Annotated in this window: 14 protein-coding genes and 2 pseudogenes; 11 read left to right on the forward strand and 5 right to left on the reverse strand. The window is 53.6% G+C overall.

The window, feature by feature from the left end; all coding sequences use genetic code 11:
- The first annotated feature begins 3 nt into the window (after window positions 1-3).
- From AC6CHM_RS20580 to AC6CHM_RS20600, 5 genes are all read left to right on the forward strand, one after another.
- Entirely contained in the window at window positions 4-1,071 is a 1,068-nt protein-coding gene (locus tag AC6CHM_RS20580; RefSeq protein ID WP_336440471.1) for a phosphotriesterase family protein, read from the forward strand.
- 63 nt (window positions 1,072-1,134) lie between these two features.
- Window positions 1,135-1,902 carry a glutamine amidotransferase gene (locus AC6CHM_RS20585; RefSeq protein WP_307281991.1) on the forward strand — a complete coding sequence of 256 codons (768 nt, stop codon included), beginning with the start codon at window positions 1,135-1,137 and terminating at the stop codon, window positions 1,900-1,902.
- 58 nt (window positions 1,903-1,960) lie between these two features.
- Window positions 1,961-2,803 (forward strand): BtpA/SgcQ family protein, encoded by an 843-nt coding sequence (locus AC6CHM_RS20590; RefSeq protein ID WP_115054696.1) that lies wholly within the window; start codon window positions 1,961-1,963, stop codon window positions 2,801-2,803.
- A 4-nt stretch (window positions 2,804-2,807) separates the two neighbouring features.
- The gene (locus AC6CHM_RS20595; protein WP_354342888.1) at window positions 2,808-3,458 is read left to right on the forward strand and encodes a TenA family protein; all 651 of its coding nucleotides are present in this window, start codon (window positions 2,808-2,810) and stop codon (window positions 3,456-3,458) included.
- A gap of 18 nt (window positions 3,459-3,476) precedes the next feature.
- Window positions 3,477-4,394: a ribokinase gene (locus AC6CHM_RS20600; RefSeq protein ID WP_498174530.1), complete on the forward strand. Its 918-nt coding sequence runs from the start codon at window positions 3,477-3,479 to the stop codon at window positions 4,392-4,394.
- Here AC6CHM_RS20600 and AC6CHM_RS20605 read toward each other — a convergent pair.
- The 5 genes and pseudogenes from AC6CHM_RS20605 to AC6CHM_RS20625 form a co-directional block, all read right to left on the reverse strand.
- Entirely contained in the window at window positions 4,387-4,542 is a 156-nt protein-coding gene (locus AC6CHM_RS20605) for a hypothetical protein (RefSeq protein WP_162802605.1), read from the reverse strand. The two genes, AC6CHM_RS20600 and AC6CHM_RS20605, sit on opposite strands and share 8 nt — an antisense overlap.
- 369 nt (window positions 4,543-4,911) lie before the next feature.
- A pseudogene (locus tag AC6CHM_RS20610) lies at window positions 4,912-5,153 on the reverse strand (DUF3144 domain-containing protein); the annotation flags it as partial.
- A 757-nt stretch (window positions 5,154-5,910) separates the two neighbouring features.
- Window positions 5,911-6,057 carry a hypothetical protein gene (locus AC6CHM_RS20615; RefSeq protein ID WP_498174532.1) on the reverse strand — a complete coding sequence of 49 codons (147 nt, stop codon included), beginning with the start codon at window positions 6,055-6,057 and terminating at the stop codon, window positions 5,911-5,913.
- Between the two features lie 57 nt (window positions 6,058-6,114).
- Window positions 6,115-6,417: a hypothetical protein gene (locus tag AC6CHM_RS20620; RefSeq protein WP_115054700.1), complete on the reverse strand. Its 303-nt coding sequence runs from the start codon at window positions 6,415-6,417 to the stop codon at window positions 6,115-6,117.
- A 301-nt stretch (window positions 6,418-6,718) separates the two neighbouring features.
- Complete coding sequence (locus AC6CHM_RS20625; protein ID WP_115054701.1) at window positions 6,719-7,153, reverse strand: OsmC family protein; 435 nt, start codon at window positions 7,151-7,153, stop codon at window positions 6,719-6,721.
- A 999-nt stretch (window positions 7,154-8,152) separates the two neighbouring features.
- On the opposite strand from AC6CHM_RS20625, the gene AC6CHM_RS20630 reads away from it, so the two are divergent.
- From AC6CHM_RS20630 to AC6CHM_RS20655, 6 genes and pseudogenes are all read left to right on the forward strand, one after another.
- Entirely contained in the window at window positions 8,153-11,602 is a 3,450-nt protein-coding gene (locus AC6CHM_RS20630; protein WP_498174535.1) for an autotransporter outer membrane beta-barrel domain-containing protein, read from the forward strand.
- A gap of 584 nt (window positions 11,603-12,186) precedes the next feature.
- A pseudogene (locus AC6CHM_RS20635) lies at window positions 12,187-12,468 on the forward strand (transposase); the annotation flags it as partial.
- A 558-nt stretch (window positions 12,469-13,026) separates the two neighbouring features.
- Window positions 13,027-14,499: a hypothetical protein gene (locus AC6CHM_RS20640; protein WP_354342878.1), complete on the forward strand. Its 1,473-nt coding sequence runs from the start codon at window positions 13,027-13,029 to the stop codon at window positions 14,497-14,499.
- Window positions 14,500-14,668: 169 nt separating this feature from the next.
- Window positions 14,669-15,442, forward strand: coding sequence for a DUF6065 family protein (locus AC6CHM_RS20645; RefSeq protein WP_498174683.1), 774 nt, complete (start codon window positions 14,669-14,671; stop codon window positions 15,440-15,442).
- Window positions 15,443-15,474: 32 nt separating this feature from the next.
- Complete coding sequence (locus AC6CHM_RS20650; protein WP_498174538.1) at window positions 15,475-16,089, forward strand: L,D-transpeptidase; 615 nt, start codon at window positions 15,475-15,477, stop codon at window positions 16,087-16,089.
- Window positions 16,090-17,184: 1,095 nt separating this feature from the next.
- Complete coding sequence (locus AC6CHM_RS20655; protein ID WP_498174685.1) at window positions 17,185-19,938, forward strand: autotransporter family protein; 2,754 nt, start codon at window positions 17,185-17,187, stop codon at window positions 19,936-19,938.
- The last annotated feature ends 73 nt before the right edge of the window (window positions 19,939-20,011 follow it).

Consider the following 20,011-nt stretch of genomic DNA (forward strand, 5'->3'; position numbering starts at 1 on the left):
TCCATGAGCAAAGATCTCTCGGAAGCCCATATCCATTCCGGCAAGGTGATGACCGTCAACGGCCCGATAGCCTCGGAGAAGCTTGGCATTACCTTGATGCATGAGCATATTCTGAACGACTGCCGGTGCTGGTGGCATGCGCCGAAGACCCCGGAGCGCCAATATCTTGCAGGCGGTTTTGTCTGCATCGAAATACTGGGCGAGTTGAAGCAGGATCCTTTCGTCAACAAGCATAATATTACGCTTGATGATGAACCGCTGGCGGTAACGGAGCTGAAGGCCTTTGTCGCTGAGGGTGGGCAGACAGTTGTAGAGCCAACCTGCCGGGGTATCGGCCGGAACCCGCTTGCCTTGAGGCGCATTGCCAAGGCGTCCGGCCTCAATGTGGTGATGGGAGCCGGATATTATCTTGGCTCCTCGCACCCCCCTGAGGTTGCGGCAATGACCGTTGAAAATATAGCGACGGAGATTGTCCGCGAGGCGGTGGAGGGAGTGGACGGGACCGATGTCAGGATTGGATTGATCGGCGAAATCGGCGTCTCTTCGGATTTCACCGCCGATGAAGAGAAGTCATTGCGTGGCGCTGCTCAGGCGCAGGTGCGAACCGGCCTGCCGCTTATGGTGCATCTGCCTGGCTGGTTCAGGTTGGGCCACCGCGTCCTCGATATCGTTGCGGAAGAGGGTGCGAACCTGCGGCATACCGTTCTGTGCCATATGAACCCTTCCCATGACGATTTTGCTTATCAGAGCGAACTCGCCGCCCGCGGCGCTTTCCTCGAATATGATATGATCGGCATGGACTTCTTCTATGCTGATCAGCAGGTCCAGTGTCCAAGTGATGAAGAGGCAGCACGGGCCATTGTCCGCCTCGCAGATGTCGGTCATCTCGACCGGGTGCTGCTGTCGCACGACGTTTTCCTCAAGATGATGCTGACCCGATACGGTGGCAATGGCTATGCCTATGTCTTGCGTCATTTTCTGCCGCGGCTGCAACGCCACGGTCTGGATAAAGCGGCTCTCGATCAAATGATGCGAGCCAACCCCCGCTCAGTTTTTCACGCAGGTATTTAACGCGAGTTGCCTGCCCAGATTCTTGGGAAAGACCCGGAAATTTTAAGAAAGAATGGTAAGACGATGACAAAGAAAGTACTGCTCGTTGGCGAGAGCTGGGTTAGTTCTGCAACACATTACAAAGGTTTTGATCAGTTCGGCAGCGTTACCTTTCATCTTGGTGCCGAACCATTGGTCAAGGCGCTCGCGGGTAGCGATTTCGAACTGACCTACATGCCCGCGCACGAAGCGGTTGAGAAATTTCCCTTCGAAATGGCCGGTCTGGACGTGTATAACGTCATCATCCTTTCCGACATAGGTGCAAACTCGCTGCTGTTGCCACCTGATGTCTGGCTGCATTCCCGTACAGTCCCCAACCGCCTCAAGCTGATCAAGGCCTGGGTCGAAAAGGGCGGCTCGCTCTTGATGGTTGGCGGATACTTCTCCTTTCAAGGCATTGATGGGAAGGCCCGCTGGCGGCGCACTGCGGTGGAAGACGTCCTTCCTGTTACCTGCCTTCCTTACGACGATCGTGTCGAGATACCGGAAGGAACGACGCCGAAGATCGAACTACCGGATCACCCAGTTATGGCCGGGCTCGATGGCGAATGGCCGTTGCTTCTCGGTGTCAACGAGGTCGAGCTTCGAGAACGGGAAGATGTGGAGGTAATCGCGCGCCTGCCTGACGATCAGGGCGGGCATCCGCTTCTGGTTCTCGGACGTTTCGGCAAAGGTAAGACCGCGGCATGGACATCGGATATTGGCCCGCATTGGCTATCGCCTGCATTCTGCGAGTGGGAAGGTTATGGCAGGCTTTGGAAAAACATTCTCGGTTGGCTAACGCGCGACTGAAGACAGGCGTCTGGGGCAACCAGCAGACAGATATGAAGTCTCCATGAAAGGGAAAAACATGCAAGCAATATCGGATCGCGAATCCAATGCTGTGCAGGAAATATTCGGCACCAATAAGGTGCTCATCGGGATGATCCATTGCCCGGCATTTCCCGGTTCTCCACGATATAGGGGCGCCGATATGAATGTGATCTATGACGCGTGCATGCGCGATGCCGAAGCTTGCATTGAAGGCGGCTTGCATGGTCTGGTCATCGAAAACCACGGCGACATTCCATTTTCGAAGCCGGACGATATCGGTCCTGAAACAACGGGTTTCATGTCCGTGGTGACGGACCGTATCGCAAGCGCCATTGGCGTTCCACTTGGGATCAATGTCCTTGCCAATGCACCAATTCCGGCATTCGCCATTGCCATGGCAGGCGGAGCAAAATTCATCCGCGTCAACCAGTGGGCCAATGCCTATGTGGCGAATGAAGGGTTCATGGAAGGACGCGCCGCCGAAGCCATGCGTTACCGTTCCATGCTGCGGGCAGAGCACATCAAGGTATTTGCCGACAGCCACGTCAAACACGGCAGCCATGCTATTGTTGCCGACCGTTCAATCGAGGAACTAACCCGCGATCTGGCATTCTTTGATGCAGATGGCATCATTGCTACAGGCCAGCGGACGGGAAACAGTGCAACGATGGAAGAGATCGACGAAATCGGCTCTGCTACGCACCTTCCACTGCTCGTTGGATCCGGCGTAACCAAGGACAATATCGTAGATATTCTTGGTCGCACCAATGGCGTTATTGTTGCCTCATCACTCAAGTATGATGGCGTGTGGTGGAATGCGGTGGATATCGATCGCGTAAAGGCATTCCGCAAGGCGGCGGAGCCAGGTTTGGAGGCCTGAACCGATGGCAACCGAAACCCTCTCCGAACGTATTCTTCGCGAAAACGCGGGCGTTCTTGAAGAGATGATCAATCATCGCTTTGTCGTGGACATCAAGAACGATGTATTGAGCAATACTGTATTCGAGCGCTACCTCGTTTATGAGGGGGCTTTTGTTGATACGGCAATTTCCATCTTCGCTTTCTCGGTGGCAAAAGCGCAGACCATCGAGCAAAAGCGCTGGCTTGCAGCAGTCGTTATCGCTCTTGCAAATGACCAGATTGCTTATTTCGAGCGGACCTTTGCCAGCCGTCGCATCGATCCCTCATCGTTCGATACCAGTATACCGGCCGTCAAAAACTTTTGTTCGAGCATGCTGGCCATCGCCAAGGATGGTGAGTTTCTCGATATTATCGCAGCAATGTTTGCGGCAGAATGGATGTACTGGACTTGGTCGAAGGAGGCGTCTGCCTGCAACATCAGTGATCCGCTTTTAAAGGAATGGGTTGCAATGCATGTGGATCAGGCATTTGCGGATCAGGCCACGTGGCTCAGGGATCAGCTCGATATGGCAGGTGAGGAGGGGCTCCCTGAAGGCTTGTGCGTCCGGCTAAGCAGTATTTTTGGCTACGCGATGCAGCTTGAAATTGATTTTCACGACGCGCCATATCTCTGACTTCAAGGAAGTGACCGCATGCGTGCCTATGTAATCGGCAATATTGCCATGGATGAAACGATCATTGTCGATGAGCTTCCTATCTCCGGCGCTTCGATCCTTGGGCATGTGGGCGCGCACGATCTCGGAGGGAAGGGGACAAACCAGGCTGTCGTAATGGCGCGCTGCGGCATTCCCACGGTACTTGTGGCTCCGGTGGGGCAGGATTCGAGAGCTGCAACGATCCGCAAACATCTTCAGGGGGAGCCCTTGACCAGCGAACTCATCAGCATTGAGGGGATATCGAGCGACATTTCTCTTATTTTCCGCCTGCCGGACGGAGAAAATGCGATCGTTACGACAACGGACTCTGCTCAAAGGCTATGCGCTTCACATGTTGCGCCCGCTCTGGCGGAAGCCAAACCAGGCAATCTTGCCATTCTGCAGGGAAATCTTTCCCCCGAGGCGACGGTAGGAATTCTTCAATTCGCTAAATCGCTTGGCATGATCACCGCCTTCAATCCGTCGCCACAGCGGTCATTTTTCTCGGATATTTGGGCGTTGGTGGATATAGTGTTTCTCAATCGCGGGGAAGCGCAGGCTTTAACAGGTGCTGAAGGTGAAGCTGCCGCCAAATATCTCCTGCAAAAAGGAATTCAAGAGGTGGTTCTAACTTTGGGGAGTGAAGGTGCCTTGCTGGTGAACAGGCGGGAAACTATCGTAGTGGCTGCATCACCTGGTATGGTTGTCGATACGACCGGAGCTGGCGATACGTTCATGTCCGTCTCTTTGGCATCATCTTTAAAACGCGGCTGCCAACTCGATAGAAAAGCGCTCGAACATGCGTCTCAGGCAGCGGCAATCACTATATCGAAAGTTGGTACACGCTCCGCTTTCCCCACAACTTCAGAACTCGATCAAATTCTGAGTGACGGCCAGCTGGATGCCGTCAACTAACGGATACTTCTGCAAAATCGTCAAAAGCCGTCGTGATGACTTCATTGTCGACCGTTATTTGCAGCACGACCGAACCGCAATAAATCTGGTCAAGCTCAATGCGCAAAGGGGCTGCGCTGTCTGTGGTATCACGAGGAATATTCTTCATTCTTCAGTTCACTTAATTAATTTAGAGAAGTACGGGTATGTGGAAACGCACTCAGTTTCTAGACCCACGCTATATGGCTTGCAGGCTCTCTGCGTCGGAAGCAACACGCTCTCTGGGTTTGAATGTATCCCACTAGGTTACGCGGTCAGCTAAGCTCTCCATATTGGCTAGAATAGTAGCTGCCGCTTTCCGCCTTTGTTCCTCGTTCTGCCTTAACGCCATGTGCACCTCTGGATCGGATGCTAAACCGGCATTGGCGAACTGCATCTCATGGTGCTAATCTTGTTCAAGCCTTTCGTCGGCTGACGCTGGAACCGGTAATTCGCATGTCATCCGACGGTCTGAGTCGCGTGGCCTTCTGCCAGCTCTCTAACGTCCAGTTAATTCTTCGAACCGTTCGATGTGATCTTCGATATTTTCATCCAGCATGGCGCGATACTGTTTGACAAAATAGTCGATGGTCTCTGCTTTGCGGCTTTCAATTCCGCACTACTTGACTGGCCAGCCGCGCTTATGAATGCATCGAACCGCGCCGTAGCATACATGCAGGATGAACTCACTTCGCCACGGGTTGCTGCTCCCATCTGTGAGTTTGCAAGGCCGATGATGGCGTCTGCACGGAGGAATTTTTTTCGTTGTGTTCAGATATCAATTTTGCCTCCACGTCTTTAGATTTAAATGCCTGTACGAAAGCAGATACTGCACGATGCAGAAGGCAACCATAAATATGGAAGTTTATGGACGCGAATGTGTTTGATAGAACAGTATCGGGATTATCGGGTCGTAACAGCTCAATCCGTTAGGAATGATGTCAATCTCAGCACCCACGTTTTGCAAGCTTGGTGGTAAATTATCAGTCGCAATAGACTGTTCGCAGGCGATGGCCTTATCGTTGCTGATTACGGTGAAGGCAATTCGGGCCATTTTTTCAGATCGGGAAGATTTGCCGCGCGTTTCTTGCTAGGTTCGAATGATCTTCGCCGTGGTATGTGGATCGTTCTGAATTCGTGCAATTTGTACCGCTTCCAAGAATTTTCCCGCAGCAAAACCCAGCGCTCCTACGATCAACCAGAAGAGAATGGCTTTCCACCAATTTTGGCGAAACCCAACATATGGGCTCGTCACCGATCCCGGTATTACAAACCACTTCAACGGCTTCTTTTCGAACAAGCTTGCAAACCCCCACTTCACCCTCAATCTTGGTTTTCGAGCAAGTACGATTGAGCGATGATCGGGACACATAATTTCGGTTTCGTAGGATGGCGCAGGTTGGTAGCGTGCAAGGCTCATAACCTGGGGTGGACTTCGTGCGACCGCACCAATCGATCAGCCGACAACGACAACTGATCGATTGGTTTTTCAAAGCGACTACTTCTTCTTTTTGTAGGGCGCTTGAGTAAGGGCAGAGCCGGCGGCAGATGTGCTGTCTTTGTCGTTGCCTTTGCCGGTCAGAGTTTTAGAAGTCGACGTCGCGGCTTTCTTGCCCGTCTGCTCATTCTTGGGTGCGTTGGCCATAAGGGTCCATCATTACTACTTTTCTTGATGCAACCAAATCGTGGAATAATGAGCTAGCTAGGTCAAATTGTCATGATAAACAATAATCGAGACAACAGTAGCCAACGCTCCGATCATTGCGAGTAATAAAACTCGCCGTGAGGCGATTGAATTCTTGATGTTCCAACTGATGAGCAACGTGGTCAATGTCCAGAGACCGGTAAAACCCAAAAGCAGGAGCGTGTAGACCGGCCGCGACAGGTCGTAACCGCCTCCGCCGATTGATGGATAGTTAGACCGTGTAGGGGTCAGTCCCCAAATCAACCCACCGACCACTCCCGCAAAAACAGCCAGCCAAAACAGAAATGTAGGAACTCTCACTTATGTGTCCTTTGAACGAAGGCTTGGAATACTTTCGTGCCAAATATTCAAGGTAACCCGGTTCGCGCAGCGTACCGCTTGGCTTCATACCCTTGAACTTCACCATTGGATACTCACACAACAGGACTTTGGTTAGAACCCGGACATTCGCAAAAATGATTCCGGATGCCGCGCCAGATTTTCTGTGGCCATCACCCTCCGGTCGAGCGCGTAAGCCAGCTGTTCAGCCATGGTGGGCTTTCCCACGTGCGAGCTTCCCGCGATCAAAACTCCTAGAGGTAACTGATCCATCTCCGTTCCACTAAGGTTCAGTCGTTGCGGCGGTATCGACAACCACAAAGTCATGGGTGACTGTCGCAGTCTTGGCCAGCATCGCAGAGGCTGAGCAATATTTTTCGACCGACAACAAGATAGCGCGCTCCACCTTCTTCGCAGCCAGGCCACGCCCTTTGACGATGAAGTGCATGTGAATGCGGATAAAGACCTTCGGATCCTGTTCTGCACGCTCTGCGTCGATCTCGACGACACAGTCCTCGATTGCCTCGCGGCCTTTTTCCAGGATGTGGACAACATCGAAGGCCGAACAGCCTCCGGTGCCGATCAATAGCAGTTCCATGGGGCTAGGGCCCGGCGTTACTCCTTCTGGTCCAAAGGCCGTCCCCAATACGACTTTGTGGCCGCTCCCAGACTCTCCGACGAAGGTCCGATCCTCCACCCATTTGATACGTGCTTTCATAAGACTTGTCCTGTCGTGACGATGTGTCGATCATAGATCAGAAGATATAGGTCATCTCTAAAGATTTGGCGCATTAGCATCGCTCCCTGAATACAAACAGGGTTCGCGTCGTCAATGCCCTATGATGTTCGTGGGTAGTTAAGTGGTCGCAGGTCCGGATCACATCAAGGCGAGCGATCGCTAAGCTCGCTCGCTGTCATCCAGACATGACAACGCCGTCGAAGGCTAGCACCCGCAACACCACTGTTTTTTAGCTTTGGGTCTGGACGCGAGAGTCTTTTCAACTTGACCAGATGATCCGTTCCTCCACACCAACATCGGGCTGGCGTGATAACGATATGGTTCAGCCAAGTTAAGACTAAGAGCGGGACTAAAAAGTCCGGCTTTAATTGTGAAGGTTAAAAACCTCCAGGGAGGGGACCGTCAACGCGGAAAATTGGGAGGGGTCCGCGTCGACTGATTCCGATGTAGGAGTGCCGCATGAGGGTTTCAAGCTAGATTGCGCATAATCTTTGTTTACAATCAATGTCTTGGTGAACAGCTTGAAACGCTATTCCACCATCAAAGCCTAGCTGCCAGATGAGGACGGCCCGACAGGCTGACTTAATCTCCGAAGCAATCGACCAGTGTCCTTCCAAGTGCGTGACTGCGGCGCCGCGCACCCACCGGATGCTGCCTCTATGGCGGACGAGCAGCCAAGGAACACAGCGAAGCGCCGGATGTGACGAACGTAGTTCTGCTGGGTACGGGAGCGGCCATCGCCGAAGTGCCAATTCTGCCCAAGAATATTCCAAAGGTCGGACAACCGCACGACACCCAGTATTCGGCTGAGATGGGAGTCGCTGCCGGCCCTGCGCGGCGATATCGATGACCGCGTGTTCTTAAGGTTTTAGAAAAAGATCAAAACTACTGCAAGTTTTGAATTATGTTGCCGATTGAACACAGGCAATGACCTCGTCCTGCGCTAGACAGTCAAAAAACGATTCTCAGGAGATAAGTATGCAGAGACTTCATTCGGCTTTGTCATCGTCGGCCGCACGTCTACCAATTCTCGCTGCTGTCTTCGCGGGAGGCTCGTTATTGGCGCCGTCAGTGGCGTTTGCCGATTGCGTCGCCCTTGGAGGCGTCATCACTTGCGACGCCGCAGCTCCCAATCCTTTTACGAATACAGTCGGCGCTGGTAATTCTGCTGCTGCAGACAATATCACCGTCAATGTGGGTACCGGTGCCCAGGTTGCTGTGGGCAACTTGAATGCCATCAGCCTGCGCAATAATGCGGTCATTACCATTGCAGGTGGCGGCGTTGTGAGCGCCACGGCCACCAATACCTCTGGCAATTACAATACGGGCGGGAACGCTGTTGAGATCAACAATAATGGCAGGCTGACGATTGAACAGGGAGGGCAGTTGCTTGCGCTAGGCACTCAAGGCAGCGCGGAAGCCGTGAACTTCCAGGGCACGGGCAATGTGCTCACCAATAATGGCCTGATCGACGCAAACAACTCTGTCGCAATCTGGTCGCAAAACACGTCCGGTCTCAATACCGTGATCAACAATGAAACTGGCATTATCGAAGCGGGAAATGGAACAACCAGTACGGTCATCGGCGGATCAGGCGCCGGAGCGCTCGACTTCACCAACAAAGGCATAATTCGCGGCAGCATCAATCTGGCCAACGGCGATGATATTCTACGCCTTTATACAGGATCGACCGTTACCGGCAACTTTACCGGTGGTGGCGGCACCGATGCAATCTTTCTTAGTGGTGTGGGCCAGTCGTCCCTGGCTGGCAATTTCAACGGCTTTGAAAGTCTCGTTAAAAACGATATTGGAACATGGACGCTGACGGGTACGATCACCGGCATCACTGTGGCTACAGTCCAAAACGGCACCCTCGTTCTGACTGGGGCAAACACCAATTATACCGGACAGGTGATCATCGATCCTGCTGGCACCTTGGAAGCGCGTGCGCAAGCTCTCCCAACGCAGCTCCTTCCGGCAAACAACGTCGCCAATATTACCAATAACGGTCTTGTGCGGTTTGCTCAGCCCGATGATGGCACCTATGTCGGTCAGATAGTCGGAACCGGTGCCGTCGAAAAGACGGGTGCGGGTACTCTTACCCTCGAGCCTTCGGTCGCAGCCGGCAACACCTATTCCGGCGGGACCTTCATCAATGGCGGCGTAGTTGCAGTCGGCGCTGACAATGCGCTGGGTGCTTCAACCGGCGGTATCAGTTTCAATGGCGGCACTCTTCAGTTAAACAGCAGTTTCAACTTGTCGGCGGACCGCGCGGTGAACCTGGATGTCGGGGGAGGCACGATTGATACACAGGCCTTTGACTCGACATTGGCTCAGGGAGCAACCGGCCCGGGCGGACTTACAAAGACGGGAACAGGGTCTCTCATCCTGACAGGTAACAGCACTTATAGTGGCGGTACCGTGATCTCGGCAGGGGCCCTGCAGCTTGGAGACGGCGGAACCAGTGGCTCGATCGCGGGCGATGTACTCAATAACAGCATCCTCTCCTTCAACCGCTCCGATGCATTTTTAGTACCGGGAGTCATTTCGGGTTCGGGTGCCGTGGAACAGAACGGTTCGGGCACGACGGTTCTTACCGGCAACAATACTTACAGCGGCGGGACCACGATCAACGCCGGCACCTTGCAGCTTGGCAATGGGGGCACTTCAGGTTCTATTGTCGGAGATGTCGCTAACGATGGCTCCCTTGCTTTCAATCGCTCCGACACGATGAATTTTGGCGGTGTGATCTCGGGCTCGGGTAACGTCAGGCAGGTCGGCGGCGGAACGACAGTCCTGACCGCACAGAGCACATATTTGGGCGCAACAACGGTGGAGGCCGGAACGCTCGCGGCTGGCGCAACGAACGCCTTCAGCCCCAACTCCCCGACTTCTGTGCTTGCCGGTGGTACCCTCGATGCCGCAGGGTTCAATCAGACCCTGAGCATGCTTACCAATGCCGGGCTTGTCAATATTGGCGGTGCGCCGGGAGCAACACTGACTGTCAACGGCAACTATATAGGCGCCGATGGCACTTTACGATTGAACACGGCGCTTGGCGATGACGCGTCAACGACGGACAGGCTGGTTGTTCTGGGCGACACGTCAGGGTCGACAACGCTTGTCGTGGAAAACATTGGCGGCAATGGGGCGGCGACAGTGGAAGGGATACGGGTGATCGATGTTGCCGGTTCTTCCGCTGGCAGTTTTGCGCTTGATGGAGACTATGTCTTTGAGGGCGAAGAAGCAGTCATTGGCGGCGCCTATGCCTACCGGCTATACAAGAATGGTATTGCGACGCCAACCGATGGCAACTGGTACCTGCGTTCCGCTTTGGTTGACCCTACCGATCCCACGGATCCCACAGATCCAACCCCGCCGCCACCGTCGCCTCTCTACCAACCTGGTGTTCCCGTTTATGAGGCGTACGCACAGACATTGCTCGGTCTCAACGCACTGCCAACGCTACAGCAACGTGTAGGTAATCGCTATTGGGCAGGTGCTGGCAACGCAGTGCTTTCACAGGGTGATGGTCCTGGAACAATCGAGCCTGCTCCGCAGCCTTCTGAAGGAGGGCCAGCCCTCGTTGAGGGACGCGGTTTGTGGGCCCGCGTTGAAGGCGCACATGGTAGCTTTGATCCAAGAACGTCAACGAGTTCTACAGACTACGACCTTGACACATGGAAGATCCAAAGCGGTCTGGACGGGCAACTTTACGAAAGCGATAGCGGCAAACTCATCGGAGGCATCACTGCTCACTATGGCAATGCATCTGCAGATGTATCTTCCATATTCGGCGACGGTGATATCGACACGGACGGCTATGGGCTGGGTGCTACGTTAACATGGTACGGACAGAACGGCTTTTACCTCGACGGCCAGGCCCAGGCGACCTGGTACGAAAGCGATCTGTCTTCCGGCCTCCTTGGCAGTCTTACGAATGGCAACGATGGTTTCGGCTATGCCTTTAGCTTGGAAACAGGCAAGAGACTAGCTTTGAACCAGAGCTGGACGCTTACTCCGCAGGCTCAGCTTGCCTATTCCAACGTCGACTTTGACGGTTTCACCGACCCCTTCGGCACCAAAGTTTCTCTGGGAACTGGTGAGAGCCTCAAGGGTCGTCTTGGCCTTTCGGCAGATTATGAAAATGCATGGGAGAGCGCTTCGGGAACGACCACCCGCACGCATCTCTACGGTATTGCCAATCTTTATTACGAGTTCCTGGACGGAACCGAGGTTGAGGTATCAGGCGTTAACTTTGCCAGCGAGAATGACAGGACCTGGGGCGGTATCGGCACTGGCGGCAGCTATAACTGGAATGATGACAAATATTCGATCTACAGTGAGGTTTCCATCAACACCAGCCTGTCGAATTTCGGCGACAGCTACAGCCTCAATGGCACAGCCGGGTTCAAAGTGAAGTTCTAAGGCACAAACCAGGCGACAACGGATGCAGGACTCAGGAGTTTTCCTGAGTCCTGTTGGACTACGGAAAGGACTGCCGGAACCGGCGGGTTCAGCGATCTGATGGTACATAAGGATGGGTATGGGCATGAACAGATTCTTTATGGATCGGTGATCCATCAGAGCATCTGAATGTGAAGAAAACGCGGAGGTCACGTCGAGAATTGATGGCCGCGTGTAATAGAGATGGGAACTGGCATTGGCGGCCCCATTTTCTGTGCCGAGGCAGTACCGCCCCTCCATAATATTTGGCCTGTAAAAGGCATGTGTATGCAGCGGCGGGGCCGGCAGTCTTCGTCCGCTTGACGGCCTATCTGCAAGAACGGATCGCAGCTCTTGTTCGTATCGCGCGAGAACAAAAACTCCAACATGTCGGCATGCGCTGGTGGCTACGGATTTCGCTTGGTCGTCCCGTCATGTCTATTGGCAAGCGATGTCGTCGTCGCACCGGAGCCCTTCTCAATCGCCTGCAACACTATGTCCCTGGAGGTCGATCCGCCTCACTCCCTTGGTTCTCCCAATGGGCCATCAGGGCGGGGCGAGACATAATGCGTGACTTGGCCATGCGCTTCAACGGCATTCTGTGCATCAGAGGCAGCACTGGATGAATGGACCGACGATGCCGTTGAGACCGAACTTACGGCGATCAAGCGTTTCGCCAGCGTTTTGCGCCGGGATATTGATGCCGTCAAAAATGTGATCGAACTCCCTTGGAGCAACGGTCAAGCCGAAGGCAGATCAACCGACTCAAGATGTTGAAGCGATCAATGTACGGTCACACCGGCCCAGAATTGATGGCAAGAGTGTTGCCCCTAAATCGAAAAAATTGAGGATGAACCCAAAGAACGTTTATTGCTGCATCGATTTTTAGCCATACTGCAAACTTCTCTGCATACGGATCGAGCTTGCTTGGCCGACCCGGCGTCGCAAACTTAAGTCCTATCGTTCCCGAATCGAGATGTTTTATAACGGTTTTGAGTGAACGACCAGTCCGCCACGTGACCTCACGGATCAACAGCTTGTCACGCAAAAACGCGCGGCGGATGTTTAAATGTCCTATGTGGATCCCTGCGTTATCTCCGCTGCAAAATCAGCGAGGAGAGAGTCATATGGCTATATTCTGAATGGCAATTACGCGTTGCCCCGGCTAATTTCATAGCAGAGGGTCTACCAATCCCAATACAACGACAGCAAGTGTCATTTAGTGACTGTATGTGTAGTTGCTACAGTAATGATTATTCTTAAATCATACTCGATGAATGTAGACAACAATCACTGAGTCGGCGGGACCGGAAGTTGATCTACCGAGAGGGGCCATGGGGCAGCATAGAAGAATGCTCTTTACGAGCTGTTCAGTACTAACGTTCGCAGTATTCTTTGGAAGTGCAATGCCTGCGACGGCGCAGGCGCCAACAACCACACAATTGTATCAGATGGTGCTGGAACTTCAGCAACGCCAGAAAAAATTAGAGCAGCAACTTGCAAGTGCTCATGCAAAGACTGCTGAGGTCCAGAAAAGACTAGCCACCCTCGAAGGTTCCGTGGCGCAATCTCAAAATTTGCCTCTCTCGTCCGCGGATCGGCGTCTACAGCTCGCATTCGCGCAGCAATCCGACGCACGCGCCGTGGCAGCTCCCAATGTGAGTCTTGGTTTTGGAGGGGGAACGAACAGCGACAATGGTTACGGTTTCGCTGAGGGCTCGGTCGCTGTTCCGTTAGGAGACAAATACGGATTCCAGGTCGACGCACTTGGCGGCGTTTCACGCAGTAATCCTATCGGCGGTGCGGCCGTACATCTTTTCCGGCGTGATCCGAAGAAAGGTGCAATCGGACTTTATGGCAGCTATTTGTATAGTGGCGGCGGCTATGATGATGGTCAAGGCGGCATTGAAAATGGCTATGTCGAAGGCAAGGCAGGCATCGAGGGCCAGTATTATCTGGATCGAGTAACCCTTGAAGGTCTGGCGGGTATTGAATGGAACTCGCTTGAAGAAGCATTCGGTCCTTTTGCTGAAGGTCGGGTAGGCTACTATCCAACTGACAATTTTAAGGTCAATGCAGGTCTGCGCTATAGTGATGCTTTCGGCGGCCGTGTACGAGCGGTTGGCGGCGCGGAATATCTGACAGAGTTTGGCTCTACGGGTACAGCGGCTTCAATCTACAGCGAGCTTGCGGTCGATCTAAACAACTCCGATGTATCATCTAGCGGTGACGTTAGCGCTATGCTGGGGTTACGCGTCCATTTCGGAACGGGCGCTTCATCGCGGCAGTATGGCCGCACGACGGTTTTCTGTAAGGACCCGGCGAAGAATTACGAATGTCTGCTCTCTGACGACCAGAACGACTACTATGCCGATAAGCCAACTCGCTCGCTTATTCAACGCGATCGTAGTGACCGCATGCGGTCTCACCTCGTGACTGATGTCGGCGGCTTACCCAAGCCGACATCAAGTAATTGGGGTCAACCTGGTGCTCCTGGTACGCCGGGCACACCAGGTGTCGGTACACCGGGCGCTCCTGGCACACCAGGTGTCGGTACGCCGGGTGCTCCTGGCACTCCAGGTGCCCCTGGCGCTCCAGGTGTCGGTACTCCAGGTACTCCCGGAACCCCGGGTACCCCAGGTGTCGATGGTACGCCGGGAACTCCCGGAGCTGAAGGTCCTCCCGGGCCTGAGGGACCTCAGGGACCTCCCGGAAGCCCCGGAGAACCTGGCACTCCCGGTGAATCTGGACCTGTCGGACCTGAAGGACCTCAGGGACCTCCCGGAAGCCCCGGAGAACCTGGCACTCCCGGTGAATCTGGACCTGTCGGACCTCCCGGACCTCCCGGACCTGAAGGACCTCCTGGGTCCGGAGTATAGCAACGATAGAAAAAACAGCCGACTCCGGGGCTATACTAGAGAATACCGGACACGACGCTCGGCGTGTTAGGCCTGCAAATTCTGATCATGTAAACTGAGCACGATCAGAAGCTTGTTGTGATTTGATTGTGGAGTATACGGAAGTATGACTGGCACGCGTCTTGATTGCATGATTCAAACTCCCGACCCTCCCCAGCTTGTTGCTGCGGAGGGAACACGCGATTGGATGGACGCGACCAATCAACATTTTGCCTACCGTTGCACACCACTTTCCATCGCAAATGCCAGCGGATGGGAACTGCTAAACCCGGTGGATATTACGATCACATGGAATGGGTTCAACACTACAAATGACGTGACCTTTCACGTTAACGAAGCCAATGTAAGGCACCGCTTCATCAGCTCAACGTTTGGGCATGGAATTGTTACTTTTCATCCAGGCTACGTTTTTCGTACTGATCCGGGTTGGATGATATGGGCTCGAGGATCTCCAAACCGAATGAAGGATGGGATCGCCCCGTTGGACGGCCTGGTGGAAACCAACTGGTTGCCATTCAGTTTTACAATGAATTGGCGCTTCACTCGCCCTGGTTCTGTCACTTTTGCCAAAGGCGAGCCGTTTTGCTTCATCACTATGATGCCAAGCGTGGCTATCGAACAAGTGCAGCCCGTCATTCGACCTATGGAAGACGATCCGGACTTCCATCGTGAACACCGGGTCTGGAGCAGCGAACGGCGGCTCTTTTCCGCCGGGCTGCAGATGAGCGATGAGCTAACAGTCGAACAGAAGTGGCAAAAGCATTATCTGAAGGGAACTTCGCCGACCGGAAAAGCCGTTGCCGATGAAAATCATCGGGTAAAGCGCTTGCTGAAAGAGCCAATACATATCGAACAATTACGATCACAGAGCGCAAATGTGGTTGACGAAACCAAGCAGAGTTAAACGCAATCGTGCGCATCTTCTTGGATCTCATATTGAAAACTAAGGCGGTATTCCTGTTGATTTTTGCGGCGCTTGCAGGATGTTCGGCGCATCCCGATGATGGCCGGCCATCTAGGGCTGTTCTGGCCAGTCAGCAAGCGGCATTCGCGAGCGAGCCTCATGAGGTACGTATTATCGACCGAAGCCGGTTCGATCGTCGCTTTTGGCCAACGGACATCAAAACTCCACAACATCTGCCGCCTGGTACCATTCTTATAGATACAAAGAACAAGTTTCTCTATCTGCACCGCAGTGACGGCACGGCCAGACGCTATGGAATTGCAGTTGGCGGAACGGGCCATTCCTGGTCGGGTACAGCAAAAGTTGGGCGCAAGGCGGAATGGCCAGCATGGTATCCGACAGACGACATGCGCAACTTAACACCCGGTCTGCCACGTAGAATCTCGCCCGGCACACATAATCCGCTGGGAGCGCGCGCGCTTTATTTATATCGCAACAGTGAAGATACGCTGTACCGCATACACGGCACATCGGAGCCTTGGACTATAGGCACCGAAGCATCGTCAGGCTGCATTCGAATGATAAATGAAGATGTGATCGATCTTTACGACCAGGTACCGATCGGAACTACTGTTATCGTTAAATGAACTTTTGTTGGAGAATCTACGTCAAGTGATAGCGTTACCTCAAGTGTCATCAGATACGATAATAAAATCTGATCAGCAAATGGTGGGCTTCAAGTCGTTCCATTCCACTTCGGCCACTATCGCGCCGATCAAAGTAGCCCATATGATCCGAAATAATCAATTACTCTGTCATAACTTGTAGTTATGACTACAGTGATATTTTTCTGCCTGTACAGTATTGGAAATTTAGCCGAGATGAGCAGCTCAAGGTAGACGATGACTAATGGCTTTCGTTCATTAAGGTGACTCGTTTGCTTTGCGCAGGGAATATCGTTCGATAGGACGAGGGGGAGCACGATTTTGGTATCAGCGCAGCACAAATCCGGAAATTTCGCGAATGAAGCGACAGTCTGCCATCTTGGCGGACGCATGACCAAGTGGCGGGGCAAGGTCGCGTCGGTGGCAGGTCTTTACGGCTCCGTTTTCATTCTTGCAGCATCAGGAGCGGTTTCGCCGGTTCTAGCTCCGTCCTCTTGGACAAACATTGCAGATAGGGCATGGGCAGACTGCTCGGTTCAGCCGGATAGCACGTATCTTTGTTCGGGCGCTTCGGGCGGTCAGGTGATAAGCGACGCAGTGCCGCTGACGATTACTGCCGACAGCACCTTCAACGCAAACAATGGGGCCGGGCAAGGCCTTTATATCGATTCCAATGATGGCGGGATCGACTTCACGCAGCAAAGTGGCAGCACGATTACAGGTTCGTCAACCGGCATTTATTCCACGTTAAGCACGTCTGGTACGCTCGATATGACGATTTCGGGCGACATCAACGGCAATGGCGATGCCGCAATCTGGGCGGTAAATAATTCGCCTGCTACCGATGTGTCGGTGACACAGACTGCCGGTAGTGTAATTACTGGGTTTTCGCATGGTATTCGGGTCGATAATTACGGGACAGGTGCTGCGTCGATTACGACGGCGGGGGTTGTGAATCAGACCCAGACCGGAGCCACTAATAATGATACTTATGGCGTGTATGCATATAATGCCGCATCTGCGACGGATATTACCCTTAGGCAGACGGCGGGATCGATCTCCGGCAATTGGTTCGGGATGTTTGCCAACAATTTGGGAACCGGGGCAACGACGATTGTCAGTTCCGGCGACGTGACTGCTATCGAGCGTGCCGGTCTGTGGGCCTTCAATGGCAGCAATGCCACGGATATCGTCATCGAGCAGACTGGCGGAACGGTCAAGGGTGGCCGAAACGGCGTCTTTGCTGACAATACGGGCACCGGCGCAACGACGGTCACCTTGGCCGGAGACGTGACCGCAACCGGCACTTATGGCGTTTATTCCTACAATCGCAGCCGGACCACGGATCTGACCGTGAACCAGACGGCAGGAACAATAGTCGGACCATCTATTGGCATTCTGGCCGTCAATATCGGAACGGGTGCGACCGCTGTTAGCGTAGCGGGTGATGTGACCGGGACTGACAGGTTTGGTATCGTAGCCCGTAGCGGTAGTAAGACAACCGGCGTAACCGTTGAGCAGACTGTCGGTTCCGTTACCGGCAATACCGGCATTCTGCTAAAGAACGAGGGCACCGGGCCGTCATTGGTCAGTGTCGCGGGTGAAGTCAGCGGAACAGATGGCGCTGCCATCCAGACGATAGCAGCAAACGGTGCGACCATTGATATTGCAGCATCGGCAACGGTATCGGCAATGTCCGGAATTGCCATTCGTGACGGCGGACACGACTTCAATGTCTTCAACGATTGGATTAACCCGACCGATTCAGATATGATCGGCGGCAATGCCGTGTTGAACAGCGCGGGCACCGTTACCGGTGATGCGATCCTCGGCCTTGGCGACGACACGTTCAATCTGACCGGCGGAACCTATACCGGCAAGATCTACGGCGACGACCGGGACGATGCGCAAAGCAGCGACGGCGTTGTCAACCATGAAGGCAACGATACGTTCAACTGGGCAGGCGGCAATCTGGTCGGCGGCTTCTATGGCCAGGACGGCTCCGACACCGCAATGGTGAGTGCATCGGCCTATAACGGCTCGCAGGTGCTTGACGGCGGAGACGACACGTCTGTTGCCGATGGCATGATTGATAGGCTTACGCTCAAGGGTGTTACTGCGACCACGAATGGCGGCAAGATCGTCAATTGGGAAATCGTCACTCTGGATCAAGCCAATCTGTCGATTGATGACGGTGCATGGCACGTCGGCGAGCCAGATGAGGGAACAACCGGCGTTAATCTCACGAACGGATCGACGCTCGATGGCATGGCGTCGCTCGACTTCAACGGCAATATGACGATCGATCGCACATCCACCTTCGTTGGAACTGGCGATGGTAGAGGCGTTTATTCGTTCAGCGGAGATGTCACCAATGCAGGAACAATCACCACGGTAGACAATGCCGTAGGCGACGTGGTCACGATCAACGGCAATTATGTCGGCGATGGCGGACAGATGCTGTTCGACGTTGTTCTTGGTAACGACAGTTCAAAGACTGATATGGTCGTCATCAATGGCGATACGTCTGGCACGACGAACGTTGGTGTCAACAATGTTGGCGGAACCGGCGCGCAGACCAATGAAGGTATCCGGATCATCGGAGTGAACGGCGCTTCCAACGGTTCATTCACACTCATCGGCGACTATCTGGTGGACGGCAAGCCAGCAACCGTTGCAGGCGCTTATGCCTATCAGCTTTATCAGGGTGGCACCTCTACACCAACCGACGGCGACTGGTATCTGCGCTCTCAATTGAACCCAACCGATCCTGTTGATCCTGGAGAGCCGACCGAACCACTTTATCAAGCAGGTGTTCCGACATATGAAGCCTATCCGCAGGCATTGCTCGGCCTGAATGGCGTACCGACCTTGCAACAGCGTGTCGGCAATCGTTTCTGGGTCGGTAACGGCAACAAGGTTATCGCGCAGGGAGCCGATCCGATCGGCACACCTTATGCTGCTCCGGAAGAGGCTGGCGTTGCGATTGAAGGCAATGGCGTCTGGGGCCGCATCGAAGGTGCGCATAACAGCATCGAACCGCGCTTCTCCACCTCAAATACCGATTATGACCAGAATATCTTCAAGCTTCAGGCTGGTATCGATGGATTGCTGAGCGAGACCGAAAACGGCAAGATCATTGGGGGGATCACAGTCCATTACGCCCATGGAAAAACCGAGACGAGCTCGATCTACGGTGACGGTGATATCAGCACCAACGGTTACGGATTCGGCGGTACTTTGACATGGTATGGCGAAAACGGCTTTTATCTTGACGGTCAGGGTCAGGTGACCTGGTACACAAGTGATCTAAATTCCCTTCTTGCCAGCACAAACCTTACTGATGGCAATGACGGCTTCGGTTATACGCTGTCTCTGGAAGGCGGCAAACAGATTGCCATTGACCCGGCATGGTCTCTCACCCCGCAAGCCCAACTGGTCTATTCCACTGTCGATTTTGACGCATTTACAGATGTCTTCGGTTCGCGTGTCAGCCTTGATCGCGGCGAGAGCCTGCAAGGCCGTCTCGGCCTAACGCTTGATCATCAAGATTCGTGGCAAAATGATAACGGCATGCTCAACCGCACCCACGTCTACGGCATTGCCAATCTCTACTACGAATTTCTTGAAGGAACGAAGATCGATGTTGATGGTACCAGTTTTGCCAGCCGCAATGACCGCATTTGGGGCGGGCTTGGCGTTGGCGGGACGTACAATTGGAACGATGACAAGTATTCAATCTATGGTGAAGGTCTTGTCAACACCAGTCTCAACAACTTCGGCGATAGCTATTCCGTTAAAGGAACAGTTGGCTTTCGCGTGAAGTGGTAACATCTCCTAAATACCGGAGCTTTGCGTGCCCACCAGTCGCTCCGGTCTACGCCGCTGCCAGTAATTGACCCCT

The organism is Phyllobacterium sp. GQ127 (genome assembly GCF_059758635.1).